The sequence below is a fragment of the Streptomyces sp. NPDC047022 genome (assembly GCF_040644155.1).
Classification (GTDB): domain Bacteria; phylum Actinomycetota; class Actinomycetes; order Streptomycetales; family Streptomycetaceae; genus Streptomyces.
Genome location: NZ_JBEYVV010000018.1, coordinates 113,616 through 130,536 on the forward strand (window position 1 = coordinate 113,616; position 16,921 = coordinate 130,536).

Below are 16,921 nucleotides of genomic sequence, written 5' to 3' on the forward strand. Positions count from 1 at the left end.
ACACCTTCCTGGTACGGGGTGGCGGGTTCGGGCGGGGCGCGGAGTAGGTTTTGGGCGCCCCGCACAAGGTTACTGGCTCCGTAGACCCGGTATGACGGCCGGACGGCGGGCCCACCCGTCGCCCGACCGGCGCAATCGCCCCTCGCCCGACCGGCGCAACCGTCTGTCGCCCGTCCGGTGGATCGCCCGTCTCCCTACTGGCGGATCGTCCAGCCCCGCTCCCGCAGGGCCGCGGTGAGCGCCGGTGCGGCATTCTGCTCCACCATCAGCTGCACCAGGCCCGCCTGCTGCCCCGTCGCGTGCTCGATGCGGACGTCCTCGATGTTGACGCCGACCATGCCCGCGTCCGCGAAGATACGGGCGAGCTGGCCGGGCTGGTCGTCGATGAACACGGCCACGGTCTCGTACGCCCGCGGGGCGCTGCCGTGCTTGCCGGGCACCCGGACCTGGCCCGCGTTGCCGCGGCGCAGTACGTCGTGGATGCCGTCGGTGCCCTCACGCCGCTTGGCCTCGTCGGAGGACTGCAGGGAGCGCAGGGCCTGTACGGTCTCGTCCAGGTCGGCGGCGACCTCGGAGAGCAGGTCGGCGACGGGTCCCGGGTTCGCGGACAGGATGTCGATCCACATCCGGGGGTCGGAGCCCGCGATCCGGGTCACATCCCTGATCCCCTGGCCGCACAGCCGTACGGCGGACTCCTCGGCGTGCTCCAGTCGCGCGGCGACCATGCTGGAGACCAGGTGGGGCATGTGCGACACCAGTGCGACGGCCCGGTCATGGGCGTCGGCGTCCATGACGACCGGCACGGCACGGCAGTGCGAGACCAGTTCCAGGGCGAGGTTCAGCACCTCGGTGTCGGTTTCCCGGGTCGGGGTGAGCACCCACGGGCGGCCTTCGAAGAGATCGCCGCTGGCCGCGAGCGGCCCGGACTTCTCGCGGCCCGACATCGGGTGCGTGCCGATGTACCGCGACAGCAGGACCGGGTCCAGGCCGAGTTCCTCCAGCTCGCGGCCCGGCCCGCCCTTGACGCTCGCCACGTCCAGGTAGCCGCGCCCGAGTCCGCGCCGCATGGCGTCGGCGAGCGCACCCGCCACATGCGCGGGCGGGGCCGCGACGATCACCAGGTCGACGGGGCCCTGGGGCTCCTCGTCGGTGCCGGCGCCGAGGACGGCCGCCGTGCGGGCCTGCTCGGGATCGTGGTCGGCGAGATGCACGGCGACCCCGCGCGCGGTGAGCGCCAGGGCCGCCGAGGTGCCGATCAGCCCCGTACCGATGACGAGTGCGGACCTCACCGGGCGATGTCCTTTCCGTCCTGACCGACCGCCACGGTAACGCTCCTCGCTGAAGTGCCGATGTGTTTGCGAACCTCTGTCGCATCAGGCTAAGCGTTCCGCCGGTATCGCGGTTCATCGCCTGTGGGTCCGTCGTGGCCGGTCGCGCGGTTCCCCGCGTCCCTTTCGGGGCGCTTCCCGCCTGTCACATGTCCCAGAGCGCCCCGAGGGTCTGCAGTTCGCCCGCGTACTCGATCCGGTCCGCCCACTCGCGCGGCCATGCCTCGGCGCCGAGGTGGGCACCCGCGAAGGCACCCGTCAGGCAGGCGATCGAGTCGGAGTCGCCGACGGTGCAGGCGGCCCTGCGCAGGGCGGTGAGGGGCTCGTCGGGGAACAGCAGGAAGCACAGCAGTCCGGTGGCGAGGGCCTCCTCGGCGATCCATCCCTCGCCGGTGGCCAGACACGGGTCGGTCTCGGGCGAGACGGTCCGCACGGCCGTCTGGAGGCGCTCGAGGATCGCCAGGCACTCGTCCCAGCCGCGCGCGATGAAGTGCTCCGGCGTCGGGTCCTGGCCGCGGGCCCACAGGTCGCCGAGCCACAGCTCGTGGTAGCGGCTGCGATTCTCGTACGCGTACGAGCGCAGCAGCCCGACCAGTCCCGCCGGCTCCGCGCCCTGCACGAGCAGCCGTATGGCGTGGGCGGTCAGATCGGAGGCTGCGAGTGCCGTGGGGTGGCCGTGGGTGAGAGCCGCCTGCATCTGGGCGGCCCCGGCGCGCTGTCCTTCGCTCAGCCCCGGTGCGAGTCCGATGGGGGCCACGCGCATGTTCGCCCCGCAGCCCTTGGAGCCGATCTGGCTCGCCTCCTGCCAGGGGCGGCCCTCGTCGTTCAGCAGGTTGCAGGCGACCATACAGGTGCGGCCGGGCGCCCGGTTGTTCTGCGGGGAGTGGTACCAGTCCACGAACTCGTCGCGCACCGGCCGCTCCATCCGCTTCGGCGCCAGCACCCCGCGGTCCATGGCCGTCCGCAGTCCCCGGCCCAGTGCCAGGGTCATCTGGGTGTCGTCGCTGACGATCGCCGGGCGCGGCAGCTTCATCTCCCGCCACGGCCCGAACGTCGCGAGGATCGACGGCACGTCGTTGAACTCGGTCGGGAAGCCGAGCGCGTCGCCGAGGGCGAGGCCGAGCAGGGAACCGGTGGCGGCGCGTTTGACGAGGGCCGTGGTGGTCATGAGGGACGTCCTTCCGTGGCGGGACGCAGCAGGGGCGGGTGCAGGGCGGTGGCGCCGCCCGCGCGGTAGACGGCGGCGGGCTTGCCGCGGCCACCGGTCAGACGGGAGGCGCCCGGGACCGGTTCTACGAAGCCGGGGGTGGCGAGGACCTTGCGCCGGAAGTTGGGGCGGTCGAGAGCGGTGCCCCACACGGTCTCGTAGACCTCCTGCAGCTCGCCCAGCGTGAACTCGGGCGGGCAGAAGGCGGTGGCGAGGCAGGTGTACTCCAGCTTGGCCCCGACGCGGTCGTGGGCGTCGGCGAGGATCCGGTCGTGGTCGAAGGCGAGCGGACCTGCCGAGTCGTACGGCAGCCAGCGCGCCTGGGCCGCGTCACCGCCGCCGTGCGGCTCGGGGGCGTCGGGCAGGAGTGCGGCGAAGGCGACGGAGACGACCCGCATCCGGGGGTCGCGGCCGGGGTCGCTGTAGGTGCGCAGCTGCTCCAGGTGCAGCCCCGTGACGTCCCCGAGGCCGGTCTCCTCGGCCAGCTCGCGCCGGGCCGCGTCCTCCGCCGATTCCTTTGGCCGTACGAAGCCGCCGGGGAGGGCCCACTGGCCCGCGTAGGGCTCCTGTCCGCGCTCGATGAGCAGCGCCTGGAGCGTGCCCCCGCGGATCGTGAGGACGGCGAGGTCGACGGTGACGGCGAAGGGTTCGAAGGCGTACTTGTCGTAGCCCTGCACTGCCCCCACCCCCTTTAATAGTCGTTCTGACTATAAACGGTGGCGGCTGAGGCGCACAAGGGCGGTGGCGGAACGCGAAGCGGCGGGCTCCCGTCCGTACGGGAGCCCGCCGCTTCCACGCAGATGCGGTGTGCCTTGCGTCTACAGATCGACTTCCTTCATCAGCATGCCGACCTCGGTGTTGGACAGCCGGCGCAGCCAGCCCGACTTCTGGTCGCCGAGGGTGATCGGTCCGAAGGCGGTGCGCACCAGCTTGTCGACCGGGAAGCCGGCCTCCGCGAGCATGCGGCGCACGATGTGCTTGCGGCCCTCGTGCAGGGTCACCTCGACCAGGTAGTTCTTGCCGGTCTGCTCAACCACCCGGAAGTGGTCCGCGCGCGCGTACCCGTCCTCCAGCTGGATGCCGTCCTTGAGCTGCTTGCCCAGGTCGCGCGGGATCGGGCCCACGATGTGCGCGAGGTAGGTCTTCTTCACGCCGTACTTGGGATGGGTCAGCCGGTGCGCGAGCTCGCCGTGGTTGGTGAGCAGGATGACGCCCTCGGTCTCGGTGTCCAGCCGCCCGACGTGGAAGAGCCGCGTCTCACGGTTGGTGACGTAGTCCCCGAGGCACTGGCGCCCCTCGGGGTCCTCCATGGTCGAGACCACGCCCGCGGGCTTGTTGAGGGAGAAGAACTGGTACGACTGCGTGGCCACGGTCAGCCCGTCGACCCTGATCTCGTCCTTCTCGGGGTCGACCCGCAGGCCCTGCTCGAGGACGATCTCGCCGTTGACCTCGACCCTGGCCTGCTCGATCAGCTCCTCACAGGCGCGCCGGGAGCCGTAGCCCGCGCGTGCGAGCACCTTCTGCAGCCGCTCGCCCTCCTGCTCGGCACCCGGGAAGGTCTTGGGCAGCTTGATGTCCTTCTTGCCCGCGTAGCGCTCGCGGTTGCGCTCCTCGGCCCGCGTCTCGTACTCGCGGGACTGCGCGGGCGCCGTGCGGCCCCCGCCGCGCTGCTGGGACTGCCTGGGGCCGCCCTTGGCACCACCGCGCGCGGAACCGCCGCGTCCGGACTTGGGGCCGTCCGGCGAGGCGCCGGGGCCCACGTCGTAGCGGCGCTCCTCGGGGCGGGGCTTCTTGGGACGGCCCTGACCCTGCCTCTCGTCCCTGCTGTTGCCGGCACCGCGGTAGTTGCCGCGCCCACCGCTCCTGCCGCTATCGCTACCGCTACCGCTGCTTCGCATCAAAATTCCGTCGTCGTGTCGGTCGTCTTCATGGTGTGACCGCCGTCCGCGTCCGGCGCGTCGTCGGCGTCCGGGTCGAACGACGGAACGCCCTCCTGGGTCTCGGCCTCGATCGCCTCCGCCTCCGGGAGGAAGGGCGCGAGTTCCGGAAGCTCGTCCAGGCCGCGCAGGCCCATCCGCTCCAGGAAGTAGTTCGTCGTCCTGTACAGGATCGCACCTGTTTCGGGTTCCGTGCCCGCCTCCTCGACGAGACCGCGCTGGAGAAGGGTGCGCATGACCCCGTCGCAGTTCACTCCGCGCACCGCCGAGACCCGGCTGCGGCTGACCGGCTGGCGGTAGGCGACCACCGCCAGGGTCTCGAGCGCGGCCTGGGTGAGCCGGGCCTGCTGCCCGTCCAGCACGAAGCGCTCCACCGCGGGGGCGTACTCGGCGCGGGTGTAGAAGCGCCAGCCGCCCGCGACGAACCGGAGCTCGAAACCGCGCCCCTGAGCGGTGTAGTCGTCCGCCAGCTCGCGCAGCGCGTCCGCGATCTGCCGCCGGGGCCGCTCCAGGATCTTCGCCAGGTGCTCCTCGGTGGCGGGCTCGTCCACGACCATGAGGACGGCCTCCAGGGCGGGCTTGAGGTCGAGGTCCGCCACCGGGTTCAGGCCCACGGGGACCTCGGCGATCTGCTCGCTCACGCCATCTCCTCCTCCGTCTTCTTCGTGCCGTTCTTCTCGGGGTCCTCGGGCGGGCGGTCGAACTCGTCGGTCACCACCGGCTCCTCGTCCCCCTCCCCGCCGGTCCAGCGCACCGTGAGTTCGCCGAGGGCGGCCTCCTGCTCCAGCGCCACCGCCTTCTCCCGGTACAGCTCCAGCAGGGCGAGGAAGCGCGCGACGACGGTGAGGGTGTCGTCGGTGTCCTCGACGAGCGCGCGGAAGCTGGCCTCGCCCAGTTCCCGCAGCCGGGCGACCACGATCTGGGCCTGTTCCTGCACGGACACCAGCGGGGCGTGGATGTGGTCGACGTACACCTGCGGCTTGGGCTTGGGCTGCATCGCCTTGACCGCGAGCCTGGCGAACCCTTCCGGGCCGATGCTGATGACCACCTCGGGCAGCAGCTCGGCATGCTGGGGCTCCAGGCCGACCGTACGGGGATAGCGCCGGGCCTCGTCGTCGGCCCGCCGGTTGAAGATCTCGGCGATCTGCTTGTACGCGCGGTACTGGAGGAGCCGCGCGAACAGCAGGTCCCGCGCCTCCAGCAGTGCGAGGTCCGCCTCGTCCTCGACCTCGGCCGCCGGCAGCAGCCGTGCGGCCTTGAGGTCGAGCAGCGTCGCGGCGACGACCAGGAACTCGGTCGTCTGATCGAGGTCCCAGTCGGGCCCCATGGCCCGGATGTGCGCCATGAACTCGTCGGTGACCTTCGACAGCGCGACTTCCGTGACGTCCAGCTTGTGCTTGGAGATCAGCTGGAGGAGGAGGTCGAAGGGGCCTTCGAAGTTGGACAGCCGGACCTTGAAGACACCGTCGTCGGGCTCCTGCCGCGCCGGGGCGGTGTCGCCCTCGGAGGGGGGTGCGGCCAGGGCCACCGAGCCGGTGGAAGCCTCCACGGCCCCCGGGGACGGCTCTGTCAGGCCACCGGCGAGCGCGGGCCCGCCGGACGGCCCGTCGGCAGGGGCGGGGCTTTCGGCCGGGTGGTCGGGGTCCTCGGCCAAGTGGGCGGGGTCTTCGGCCAAGTGGGCGGGCTCCTCGGCCGGTGCCGGGGCCCGGCGCCCAGGCTCGGTGACGACCGTGGGCGGGTCCGTCTCCGCCTCGGGGACCGGCGCGGTCCGCGTGCTCTCCTCGTGCGTGGCCGGCTTCACCGGCGAGGCGCCCGGTCCACGCCCCAGCGCACGCCGACGGCCGGAGGGGCCGGGAGTGGGAGCGGAGCCGTCGTACGAGGTCATAGCCGTGGCAGGCTACCTGCTCAGCGACCCCGGAGCCGACGTACGAGGATGCTCGCGTCCCCTCGGGACTCCAGATCCGCCAGCACGACGGCGACCGCCTCGCGCACGATCCGCCCGCGGTCGACCGCGAGCCCGTGCTCCCCCCGCAGCACGAGGCGCGCGTGCTCGAGGTCCATCAGCTCCTCGGCGGACACATACACGGTGATCTTCTCGTCGTGCCGCTCACGCCCGCTGGGCCGCCGCCCCGCCGCGCGCCCCCGCTTGCGCGGCTGGGCCGTGGCAGAACCTTCCTGCGGCGCCTGACGTCGTGCCGACCGCCCCGCGGCCGCCGAGCGCGCATGGGACTCCCCCGCCTCCGCCTCGGCGCTGTCCGCGGCGACATGCTCGTCGCCCTCACCGTCGCCGCCCTGTACGGGCACGGACGGCGGTGCGTCCTCCGTGGTGGCCGTCGTGCCGCTGTCTCCCGCGGGAGCCGGCACCCGGGCCTCGCCGTTGGCCTGGCGCCTGGGGGCGGACGCCTGGAGCCCCATTCCCCCGGTGGTGCGGAACAGTTCGTCGGCCCCCGGCAGACTCACTCGGCGTGACACCGGGCGAGCACCTCCCTGGCGAGCTGGCGATAGGCGGCGGCACCGACGGAGTTGGAGGCGTACGTGGTGATCGGCTCACCGGCGACCGTGGTCTCCGGGAAGCGGACCGTGCGGCCGATGACCGTGTGGTAGACGTGGTCGTCGAACGCCTCGACCACACGGGCCAGGACTTCGCGGCTGTGCACGGTCCGGGAGTCGTACATCGTGGCGAGGATGCCGTCGAGTTCCAGGTCGGGGTTGAGCCGCTCCTGGACCTTCTCGATGGTCTCGGTGAGCAGCGCGACACCGCGCAGCGCGAAGAACTCGCACTCCAGGGGCACGATCACCTTGTGTGCGGCGGTGAGCGCGTTCACCGTGAGCAGGCCGAGCGAGGGCTGACAGTCGATCACGATGTAGTCGTAGTCGGGCAGCAGCGGCTTCAGCGCCCGCTGCAGGGTCGACTCGCGCGCGACCTCGGAGACCAGCTGGACCTCGGCCGCCGACAGGTCGATGTTGCTCGGCAGCAGGTCCATGTTCGGGACCGCGGTCTTCAGCAGCACCTCGTCCGCGGACATGCCCCGCTCCATGAGCAGGTTGTAGACGGTGAGGTCGAGCTCCATCGGGTTGACGCCGAGGCCCACCGACAGGGCGCCCTGCGGGTCGAAGTCCACGAGGAGGACCCGGCGGCCGTACTCCGCGAGCGCGGCGCCCAGGTTGATGGTCGACGTCGTCTTGCCGACGCCGCCCTTCTGGTTGCACATCGCGATGATCTTCGCGGGGCCGTGGTCGGTCAGAGGGCCCGGGATCGGGAAGTACGGCAGCGGACGGCCGGTCGGGCCGATACGCTCGCGGCGCTGGCGGGCCGCGTCGGGCGCGAGCGTGGCCGCGTACTCGGGATCGGGCTCGTACTCGGCGTCGGGGTCGTAGAAGTGCCCGTCGGGCAGTTCGTCGTAGTCGGCGAAGTGGTTGTGGACCCCGCCACTTCCGTTGCCGGCCATGGCGTTCACGTGTTGGCCATCCAAGCTCTGGTGTGCTGTCTGAGCCAGGTGGGGGCTCTGGCTCTGGTGGGCAGCGAAGGTACGGACAGCGACGGAGCCGACAGCCTCGAGCCCCGTGGGGCCCGTGCCCCGCGCAGGCGCTCCTGGTTGACCACCCCCGGGAGTAAATGTCGACTCATTCACAAGTCGTCTTACCTCCTTGGTGACCAGGAAACTTCTAGATAGGTCAGCGTGGCACCATGCCGACGGTTGGCGACTCTATGGCGTGTCGGCGGTCCGCAGCAACACAATCCGCCGGACCCGGCCCGATGTGTCGGCAATGAAACATCCTGCTGTCAAGGGTGTCCGGGCTCCGTTCGCCAGGTTTCACCGGTGTGCGAAACGGTTGAAGGGTTGCGTTCGAGGCGAGTTGAACGAGTGTCGCAAAGTGACCATACACACATCCGGCCGGACCTTGTCGGGCAAGGTCCGGCCGGATGGCCGGTGTTGACGAGGCAAGTTGACCTGTCGCTTTGTAGCACCGGGAATTCGAACCCGGGTCCCGGTGACTCCATGGGTGACCCCATGAGCGCCCCGGGGGAGGCGCCTCAGCCGAGCAGGGTCTCCAGCTCGATGTGCTCCAGGCCGTGTGCCTCGGCGACCTCCTTGTAAACCACCTTGCCCTCGTGGGTGTTGAGGCCCTTGGCCAGCGCGGCGTCACGGCGCAGGGCCTCGACCCAGCCGCGGTTCGCGAGCTCCACGATGTAGGGCAGCGTGGCGTTCGTCAGCGCGTAGGTGGAGGTGTTGGGGACGGCGCCGGGCATGTTGGCGACGCAGTAGAAGACCGACTCGTGGACCTTGAAGGTCGGTTCGGCGTGCGTGGTGGGACGGGAGTCCTCGAAGCAGCCGCCCTGGTCGATCGCGATGTCGACAAGGACACTTCCCGCCTTCATCCGGGAGACCAGCTCGTTGGTGACCAGCTTCGGGGCCTTGGCGCCCGGGATGAGGACGGCGCCGACGACGAGGTCCGCCTCGAGGCAGGCCTTCTCCAGCTCGAAGGCGTTGGAGACGACGGTCTGGATCTTCGTACCGAAGACCTTGTCCGCCTCCCTGAGCTTGTTGATGTCCTTGTCGAGCAGCGTGACGTGGAAGCCCAGGCCGATGGCGATCTGCGCGGCGTTCCAGCCGGAGACGCCACCGCCGATGATGACGGCCTTGCCGGCCGGCACGCCAGGGACACCGCCCGGCAGCACGCCACGGCCGCCGGCCGCGCGCATCAGGTGGTAGGCGCCGACCTGCGGGGCCAGCCGGCCCGCGACCTCGGACATGGGTGCGAGCAGCGGGAGCGCCCGGTTGGCCAGCTCGACCGTCTCGTAGGCGATGGCCGTGGTGCCCGACTCCAGCAGGGCGTCCGTGCACTCCTGGGACGCGGCCAGGTGCAGGTAGGTGAAGAGGATCTGGTCCTTGCGGAGGCGGTGGTACTCCTCCGCGATGGGCTCCTTGACCTTCAGCAGCAGGTCGGCGGCGGCCCAGACCTCGTCGGCGGTCTCCAGGATCTGCGCACCTGCGGTGACGTACTCCTCGTCCGGGATCGAGGAGCCGACACCGGCATTGCGCTCGACGACGACCTGGTGGCCATGGCGCACGAGCTCGTGCACACCGGCGGGGGTGATGGCCACCCGGAACTCGTTGTTCTTGACCTCGCGGGGGATACCGACCTTCACGTCGATCACGGTCCTTGACTCAGAGAATGTGGGGCATTGATCGCAAACCCGGACGCACGGGGGCACACCGGGAGACACCGCAGGAGAACGAGCGGCAGAGCCAGTTTAATGAAGGTGTTCCCGCTGTCTAGCCTTTCATTGCATCAATCTTCATCTGATGCACTGCGGATTTCGCAGGCGTCGGCCGTTTGTTCCAGCTCCGAGGCGCCCTGGGGGCCGTCCGGGACGTCCTGAGGCTCCTCACTCAGCATGCGCTCGGCCGCTCCGCGCTGCAGACGGGCCGCCGCCGGGTCGCCGAGGCGCTCCAGGGTGTCGGCGAGCCTGAGCCGCAGTGCCGCCTGAAGCCGCACGTCCTGGGCGTGGCGCGCGCACTCGACCGCCTCGTGGCACGTGCGCAGCGAGTCCTCCGAGCGTCCCGAGTGCTCCTGGACGCGGGCGAGTTCGCTCAAGGCTCGCGCGTGGCCGGCCACATCACCCCTCCTGCGGTGCACCGCGACCGCCGCGCGCCAGTTGCGCAGCGCCTCGCCGTAGCGGCCCGCGTACGTCTGTGCGGTGGCCAGGCGGCCGTAGAGCCGGGCGGCGTCGGCGTGCTCGTCGCGGGCCAACCGCTGGGCGAGCGCTCTGCCGTACCAGTCCGCGGCCCGGTCGTAGTCCCGGAGCTCCTGGTGAGCGCCGCCTACGGATTCCATCGCGCGGCCCGTCGCGTACGGGTCGTTCGCCCGCCGTCCGGCGTCCAGGGCGTCCCGGTAGCGTCGCAGCGCCTGGGCGGTACGGCCGGTCTGCGCGTCCAGGTCCGCGAGGTTCAGCAGCGCCGCCGCCGCCTCGCGGGGCAGGTCGCGGCGCTCGGCGACGTCGAGGACGAGCCGGTGGACCACGTACAGCTCGGGCGCGGCGGCCTTCGTGCCGAAGTGGGCGACCAGGGCCCTGACCAGGGCTGCCATGAGCCGTCGGGCCAGCGTGTCGAGCTCGCCGTCGGCCACCGCGAGCCGTGCCGCGGCCAGCAGTGCGGGCTGTCGGGTGCGCAGCCAGTCCTCGGCGGCCCGGGGGCTCGGAAAACGCAGGGTCCTGGGCAGTGCGGCGAGCTTCTCGCGCGCCTGCGGGCTGTCCGTCTCGGTGATCGCCCGGCAGGACTGGAGCAGCCGTACGGTCCGCTCCAGCATCCGTGCGCGGGCCAGCTGGAGCTCGGCGGGCCGGTCCTGGGTCCTCGTCCGCTCGCGCAGCAGGGGCAGCAGACAGCCGGGGACCTCGTACTGAGGCTCGGGGCGGGGGCCGGGATCAGGCGCGGGCGAGTCGATCCGCCGCAGGAAGGAGCGGGAGGCGAGGCCGTCGAGAACGGTGGCCGCGTCCCCGGGCGAGCAGCCGGCCAGTGCGGAGGCCGTGTGCGGGTCCACGAGACCGGCGGGGGCGAGGGACAGCAGCCGCAGCATGCGCTGGGCGGTGGCGGGCAGCCCCGCGTACGCGAGCCGGAAGACCCGGTCCAGTGGCGGGCCTTCGTCACCCGCGGAGCGCAGTTGTTTGGCCAGGTCGGCGACCGCGGCCTCCGGGCGGGCGGCGAGCCAGCCACCGGCCAGCACGAGCGCGGCGGGCTGGCCCGCGCACTCCTCCACGAGCCCCTCGGCGGCACGCGGGTCGACGGTGATGCGCACGGTCCCGGTGAAGCGGGTGAGCAGCTCCTGTGCGGACTTGGTGTCGAGGCCGCCGAGGGTGCAGGGACGCACGTCCGCGATGCCGGTCAGCGGCCCCCCTGAGACGGCGACGACCAGGCAGTCCGGTGTGTCCGGCAGCAGCGCGTCGACCTGCTCGGCCGACGCCGCGTCATCGAGCAGGAGCAGCGCGCGGCGGCCGGCGAGGCCCTCGCGCACGGCCTGGCCGAGGGCGTCGGGCGGGGCTCCCGCGGGGGCGGGCAGACCGAGGGCGGTGAGCAGTTCGCGGGCGGTGCGCTCGGTCGGTACGGGGGTGCCGTCGGCCTCACTGAGGCGGGCTTGCAGCACACCGTCCGCGTAGCGGTGCCCGACCTGGCGCACCAGCTCCCGCGCCAGGGCCGTACGGCCGAGGCCGGGCCGCCCGGCGATGAGCAGGACGCGGGCGCGCGGCGCCTTGCGTCCGGAGATGGTGTCCAGGCCGGCGCGCTCGATGTCGGCCAGGAGTTCCTTCAACTCCCGTGCTCGCCCCAGGAACTGACCACCCGTCACGGACCGGCGCCGGTCGTGCTGCGACACCGCGACGCCGTCCGTGTCCACCGCCTGCTCCGCCACGGGCCACGCTCCCGAACCAACACGCCAACGGGCCCGCCTGCCTTGGGACGGGTCGTGCTCAGAGCCTAGTTGACGCTTTGCGGCGATCTCCGCAGCGCACGGCGGACACATCGCCCAATCGGATCAGGCGATCGTACGACCGTGGCCGTGAGGGCGCGGCCTGTGCCTCGCTCAGGCCTCGAACGGCCGTGCGGGCCAGGGCGCCCCGGCCGGACGCAGGGCGTCCGTGCCGGCGCCGGCACGCGCGGCGACCAGCGAGAGCACGCCGATGACGAGGCAGTTGTTGTGCAGGTCACCGGCCAGCACACCCTGTACGAGGTCCGTGAGCGGCACCCGGGCCACCTCCATGTCGGCCTCCTCGTCCTCCACCGCGAAGCGCTGCCCCTCGGCCTCGGACAGTCCTCGGGCGAGGAAGACCCGCACGGCCTCGTCGCAGCCTCCGGGAGTGGTGTAGACGTCGGTCAGCACCCGCCAGTCCTCGGCCTTGACGTGCGCCTCCTCGTACAGCTCGCGCTGGGCGGCGTGCAGCGGGTTCTCGCCGGGGACGTCGAGGAGTCCGGCCGGGATCTCCCAGAGCCTGTGGCGCACCGGGTGGCGGTACTGGCGGATCACCAGTACGCGGTCCTGGTCGTCGAGGGCGAGGACGGCCACCGAGCCGGGGTGGACCTGGTAGTCGCGGCGGGCGACCGAGCCGTCCGGCATGACCACGTCGTCGGTACGCACAGAAGTCTTGTTGCCGACGAACGGGGTCTCACTCGCCCTGACCTGCCACTGCTCGGGGGTGTCCTTGATCGTCATATCGTGCTGTTCCTCCCGCGCCCTCGCATACGACTACGACGCATATGACTACGGCATATACGACCGGGGTGCGCCTCCCGCAGGACGCGCACCCCGGTCACCGTACATTCTTCGACTACTTGCCGTTCTTGCCCGCGGTCGCCTGCTGCTTGCGCTCGACGGCGGCCTTCACCAGACCGGCGAACAGCGGGTGCGGCCGGGTCGGGCGGGAGCGCAGCTCGGGGTGCGCCTGCGTCGCCACCAGGTAAGGGTGCACCTCGCGCGGGTACTCGACGTATTCCACGAGCTTGCCGTCCGGCGACGTTCCGGAGAACTGGATGCCGGCCTTCTTCTCCAGCTCGCCCCGGTAGGCGTTGTTCACCTCGTAGCGGTGGCGGTGGCGCTCCTCGACGTACTCCTTGCCGCCGTACACCTCGCGCACGATGGAACCCTCCGCCAGCTTGGCCGGGTACATGCCCAGGCGCATGGTGCCGCCCATGTCGCCCTCGCCCGCCACGATGTCGAGCTGCTCGGCCATGGTGGAGATGACGGGGTGCCCGGTGACCGCGTCGAACTCGGTGGAGTTCGCGTCCTGGATGCCGGCGAGGTTGCGTGCCGCCTCGATCACGATGCACTGCAGGCCGAGGCAGAGGCCGAGCAGCGGGATCCGGTTCTCACGGGCGTACTGGATCGCGCCGACCTTGCCGGACACTCCGCGGTCGCCGAAACCGCCGGGGATGCAGATCGCGTCCACGTCGGACAGCTGCTTCGCGGCGCCCTCCGGAGTCTTGCAGTCGTCGGACGTGACCCACTTGATCTTCACCCGGGCCTTGTTGGCGAAGCCGCCCGCGCGCAGGGCCTCGGTCACCGACAGATAGGCGTCCGGCAGGTCGATGTACTTGCCGACCAGAGCGAGGGTGATCTCGTGGTCGGGGTTGTGGACGCGGTCGAGCAGGTCGTCCCAGGTCGTCCAGTCCACATCGCGGAAGGGCAGATCCAGCTTGCGGACAACGTAGGCGTCCAGGCCCTCGGAGTGCACGACCTTGGGGATGTCGTAGATCGAGCGGGCGTCCGGGCAGGCGACGACCGCGGCCTCGTCCACGTCGCACATCAGGGAGATCTTGCGCTTGATCGCGGTCGGGACCTCACGGTCGCAGCGCAGGACGATCGCGTCCGGCTGGATACCGATGTTGCGCAGTGCGGCGACCGAGTGCTGCGTCGGCTTGGTCTTCAGCTCGCCGGACGGGCCGATGTAGGGCAGAAGAGAGATATGAACGACGAAGACGTTGTCCCGGCCGACCTCGTGACGGACCTGCCGCACGGTCTCCAGGAACGGCAGCGACTCGATGTCGCCGACCGTGCCGCCGACCTCGGTGATCACGACATCGACCTCGTCGGTCGCCATACGGCGGATACGGTGCTTGATCTCGTTGGTGATGTGCGGGATGACCTGCACCGTGTCACCCAGGTACTCGCCGCGCCGCTCCTTGGCGATCACCGTGGAGTACACCTGACCGGTGGTGACGTTCGCGGAGCCGTCGAGGTCGCGGTCCAGGAAGCGCTCGTAGTGGCCGATGTCCAGGTCGGTCTCGGCGCCGTCGTTCGTGACGAACACCTCACCGTGCTGGAACGGGTTCATGGTGCCCGGGTCCACGTTGAGGTACGGGTCGAGCTTCTGCATGACGACGCGCAGGCCCCGCGCCTTGAGCAGCATGCCGAGGCTGGAGGCCGTCAGGCCCTTGCCAAGCGAGGAGGCGACACCCCCGGTGACGAAGATGTGCTTGGTCGTCGTGGCTGTGTTGTTGCGGAATACAGCGGGCGGCATGGCCAAGAGGGGGCTCCCGTGGTCGCGGTCTGGGGTGCGGTCCGGCTGCTCCACCGAAGATTTTCGGGGGTGCCGTCGCTGCGGTTCGGGGGTTTGTCTCCCACCGGTCCACGGGCTACCAGCGTATCAGCGCCGGGGAGGGGCTGCTTCCGGCCACGCTCCGCGCACAGGTCACGACGGACACGCGACCTTCACCCTTGGCCCACTCGTTCGGCGCACTCGCGTTGTCAGCCGGGGCACGCGGATCATGGAGGTGCGTCGTATCCTGCTCGGACACTCTCTGCCGAGCAGAACCGGAAAATGACACCACCCCCGTCTGTCACCGGAACAACAAGAGCTCGTCAGTTCGTTGAACATCGACTGCATCATTTTCGAATGAAACGGTGAACAACGTCTTTCTCACCGACCCCATGACCTGACCGTCGACCACCTGACCTGACCGTAAAGAGCGACCGCCCCCAGCGGGCGACGTGCCGTTCGACTGGAGTTGCATTGGCCGGGCGCATCGAAGACTACGCACTCATCGGAGACATGCAGACCGCGGCGCTGGTCTGCCGGGACGGCACCGTGGACTGGCTGTGCCTGCCCCGATTCGACTCCCATGCCGTCTTCGCGGGGCTGCTCGGCACGGAGGAACACGGCTTCTGGCGGCTGGGCCCGGCCCATGCGCCGGACACCGAGCCGCCGTGTGCCACCCGGCGGACCTACCGCGGGGAGTCGCTGATCCTGGAGTCCGAGTGGGACACCCCGCGCGGCACGGTACGGGTCACGGACTTCATGCCCCCGCGTGACGGCGCCCCGCAGCTGATCCGGATCGTGGAGGGCGTCACGGGCCGGGTGCCGATGCGGTCGGCGCTGCGCATGCGGTTCTCGTACGGGCGTGTGGTGCCGTGGGTGCACAAGCACGAGGGGCGCACCGTGGCCGTGGCCGGGCCCGACTCCGTGTGGTTCGACACACAGTCCGAGACGTACGGCAAGGGACTGACGACGTACGCGGACTTCACGGTCGCGCCGGGTGACCGGATCGCGTTCACGATCTCCTGGCAGCCCTCGCACAAGGAGCCGCCGCCGCTGCCGGAGCCCGAGCAGTCGCTCGACGCGACCGCGGCCTTCTGGCGCGAGTGGGTGGACCACTGCACGTACCACGGTCCCTACCGTGAGGCCGTGGTCCGCTCGCTGATCACCCTGAAAGCCCTGACGTACGCGCCCACGGGCGGCATCGTGGCCGCGCCCACGACCTCCCTGCCGGAGGAGATCGGCGGCGTCCGCAACTGGGACTACCGCTACACATGGCTGCGCGACGCCGCGATCACCCTGTCGTCGCTGCTGCGCACCGGCTACCGCGACGAGGCCCGCGCCTGGCGTGAGTGGCTGCTGCGGGCGGTGGCGGGCGACCCCGAGAACCTCCAGATCATGTACGGCATCGCGGGCGAGCGGGAACTGGGCGAGGCAGAGCTGGACTGGCTGCCGGGCTACGAGAACTCCGCGCCGGTACGCGTGGGCAACGGCGCGGCACACCAGCTGCAGCTGGACGTGTACGGAGAGGTCACCGAGGCCCTGCACCTGGCCCATATGACGGGCCTGGCGCGCAACGACTACGCGTCCCTGCTCCAGCTCAAGCTGATCCGCTATCTGGAGCAGCACTGGGACGAGCCGGACGAGGGCATCTGGGAGGTGCGCGGCCCGCGCCGCCACTTCGTGCATTCCAAGGTCATGGCCTGGGTCGCGGTCGACCGCACGATCAAGCTGCTGGAGTCCGGCGACGCGGACGGCCCGCTGGAGAAGTGGCGCGAGCTGCGCGACGACATTCACCGGGACGTGTGCGAGAAGGGCTACGACAAGGAGCGCAACACCTTCACGCAGTCCTACGGCTCCAGGGAACTGGACGCCTCCCTGCTGCTGATTCCGCAGATGGGCTTCCTGCCCCCGGACGACAAGCGTGTGATCGGCACGATCGAGGCGATCCAGCGCGAGCTGTCCACGTCCGACGGCTTCATCCTGCGCTACCCGACCTCGGGCGAGGAGGAGGGCGTGGACGGGCTGCCGGGTGACGAGGGAGCGTTCCTCGCCTGCTCCTTCTGGCTGGCCGACGACCTGGCGATGATCGGCCGCGTGGACGAGGCCCGCAAGCTCTTCGAGAAGCTCCTCGCGCTGCGCAACGACCTCGGTCTGCTGGCCGAGGAGTGGGACCCGCGCCTCCAGCGCCAGGTCGGGAACTTCCCGCAGGCGTTCAGCCATGTCCCGCTCATCGACACCGCGCTGCGCCTGACGGCTTCGGGCGCCTACGGCGGCTGACCGGCCCCCGCCTCGCACCGCCGCCGGACAGGACCGGTGCGTCGTGTCCGCCTAGACGAGTCTGTCCAAATGCCTGCGGGCATGAAGAGAGGGTGTTCAAGATCCGTTTGTGACGACAGAACTGAACACCCTCGTGACCGCACTT

Annotated in this window: 13 protein-coding genes; 1 reads left to right on the plus strand and 12 read right to left on the minus strand. The window is 70.8% G+C overall.

Annotated features, from left to right (window positions below; genetic code table 11):
• Positions 1-194: 194 nt before the first annotated feature.
• The 12 genes from ABZ845_RS20105 to ABZ845_RS20160 all read right to left on the minus strand — a co-directional run bounded on the left by ABZ845_RS20105 (position 195) and on the right by ABZ845_RS20160 (position 14,481).
• Entirely contained in the window at positions 195-1,289 is a 1,095-nt protein-coding gene (locus ABZ845_RS20105; protein ID WP_360981358.1) for a prephenate dehydrogenase, read from the minus strand.
• 184 nt (positions 1,290-1,473) lie between these two features.
• Complete coding sequence (locus ABZ845_RS20110; RefSeq protein WP_360981360.1) at positions 1,474-2,496, minus strand: ADP-ribosylglycohydrolase family protein; 1,023 nt, start codon at positions 2,494-2,496, stop codon at positions 1,474-1,476.
• The gene (locus tag ABZ845_RS20115) at positions 2,493-3,212 is read right to left on the minus strand and encodes an NUDIX domain-containing protein (RefSeq protein WP_360981411.1); all 720 of its coding nucleotides are present in this window, start codon (positions 3,210-3,212) and stop codon (positions 2,493-2,495) included. The genes ABZ845_RS20110 and ABZ845_RS20115 overlap by 4 nt, the downstream gene beginning before the upstream one ends.
• A gap of 141 nt (positions 3,213-3,353) precedes the next feature.
• Positions 3,354-4,433, minus strand: a complete 1,080-nt coding sequence (locus ABZ845_RS20120) for a pseudouridine synthase (protein WP_360981363.1) — start codon at positions 4,431-4,433, stop codon at positions 3,354-3,356.
• Positions 4,433-5,113: an SMC-Scp complex subunit ScpB gene (gene scpB, locus ABZ845_RS20125; RefSeq protein ID WP_360981366.1), complete on the minus strand. Its 681-nt coding sequence runs from the start codon at positions 5,111-5,113 to the stop codon at positions 4,433-4,435. Before scpB ends, ABZ845_RS20120 begins: the two co-directional genes overlap by 1 nt.
• A complete protein-coding gene (locus tag ABZ845_RS20130) occupies positions 5,110-6,357 on the minus strand; it encodes a segregation/condensation protein A (protein ID WP_360981369.1) in 1,248 nt (415 codons plus the stop codon). The genes scpB and ABZ845_RS20130 overlap by 4 nt, the downstream gene beginning before the upstream one ends.
• A 20-nt stretch (positions 6,358-6,377) precedes the next feature.
• A complete protein-coding gene (locus tag ABZ845_RS20135; protein WP_360981372.1) occupies positions 6,378-6,944 on the minus strand; it encodes a hypothetical protein in 567 nt (188 codons plus the stop codon).
• Complete coding sequence (locus tag ABZ845_RS20140) at positions 6,929-8,104, minus strand: ParA family protein (protein WP_360981375.1); 1,176 nt, start codon at positions 8,102-8,104, stop codon at positions 6,929-6,931. Before ABZ845_RS20140 ends, ABZ845_RS20135 begins: the two co-directional genes overlap by 16 nt.
• 404 nt (positions 8,105-8,508) lie before the next feature.
• Positions 8,509-9,633 (minus strand): alanine dehydrogenase, encoded by a 1,125-nt coding sequence (ald, locus tag ABZ845_RS20145; protein WP_360981378.1) that lies wholly within the window; start codon positions 9,631-9,633, stop codon positions 8,509-8,511.
• 134 nt (positions 9,634-9,767) lie between these two features.
• Positions 9,768-11,879 carry a tetratricopeptide repeat protein gene (locus ABZ845_RS20150; protein ID WP_360981381.1) on the minus strand — a complete coding sequence of 704 codons (2,112 nt, stop codon included), beginning with the start codon at positions 11,877-11,879 and terminating at the stop codon, positions 9,768-9,770.
• Between the two features lie 171 nt (positions 11,880-12,050).
• Entirely contained in the window at positions 12,051-12,677 is a 627-nt protein-coding gene (locus tag ABZ845_RS20155; RefSeq protein WP_360981384.1) for an NUDIX hydrolase, read from the minus strand.
• Positions 12,678-12,792: 115 nt separating this feature from the next.
• On the minus strand, positions 12,793-14,481 hold the full coding sequence (locus tag ABZ845_RS20160) for a CTP synthase (RefSeq protein ID WP_360981387.1): 1,689 nt from the start codon (positions 14,479-14,481) through the stop codon (positions 12,793-12,795).
• Positions 14,482-14,973: 492 nt separating this feature from the next.
• Here ABZ845_RS20160 and ABZ845_RS20165 point away from each other — a divergent pair, with 492 nt between their 5' ends.
• Positions 14,974-16,776, plus strand: a complete 1,803-nt coding sequence (locus ABZ845_RS20165; RefSeq protein ID WP_360981390.1) for a glycoside hydrolase family 15 protein — start codon at positions 14,974-14,976, stop codon at positions 16,774-16,776.
• Positions 16,777-16,921: the final 145 nt, after the last annotated feature.

Excerpts from the sequence above, each read along its gene's own strand:
- ABZ845_RS20155 (WP_360981384.1), bottom strand. The coding sequence starts at position 12,677 with ATGACGATCAAGGACACCCCCGAGCAGTGGCAGGTCAGGGCGAGTGAG.
- ABZ845_RS20120 (WP_360981363.1), bottom strand. The coding sequence starts at position 4,433 with ATGCGAAGCAGCGGTAGCGGTAGCGATAGCGGCAGGAGCGGTGGGCGC.
- ABZ845_RS20110 (WP_360981360.1), bottom strand. The coding sequence starts at position 2,496 with ATGACCACCACGGCCCTCGTCAAACGCGCCGCCACCGGTTCCCTGCTC.
- ABZ845_RS20160 (WP_360981387.1), bottom strand. The coding sequence starts at position 14,481 with ATGCCGCCCGCTGTATTCCGCAACAACACAGCCACGACGACCAAGCAC.
- ABZ845_RS20130 (WP_360981369.1), bottom strand. The coding sequence starts at position 6,357 with ATGACCTCGTACGACGGCTCCGCTCCCACTCCCGGCCCCTCCGGCCGT.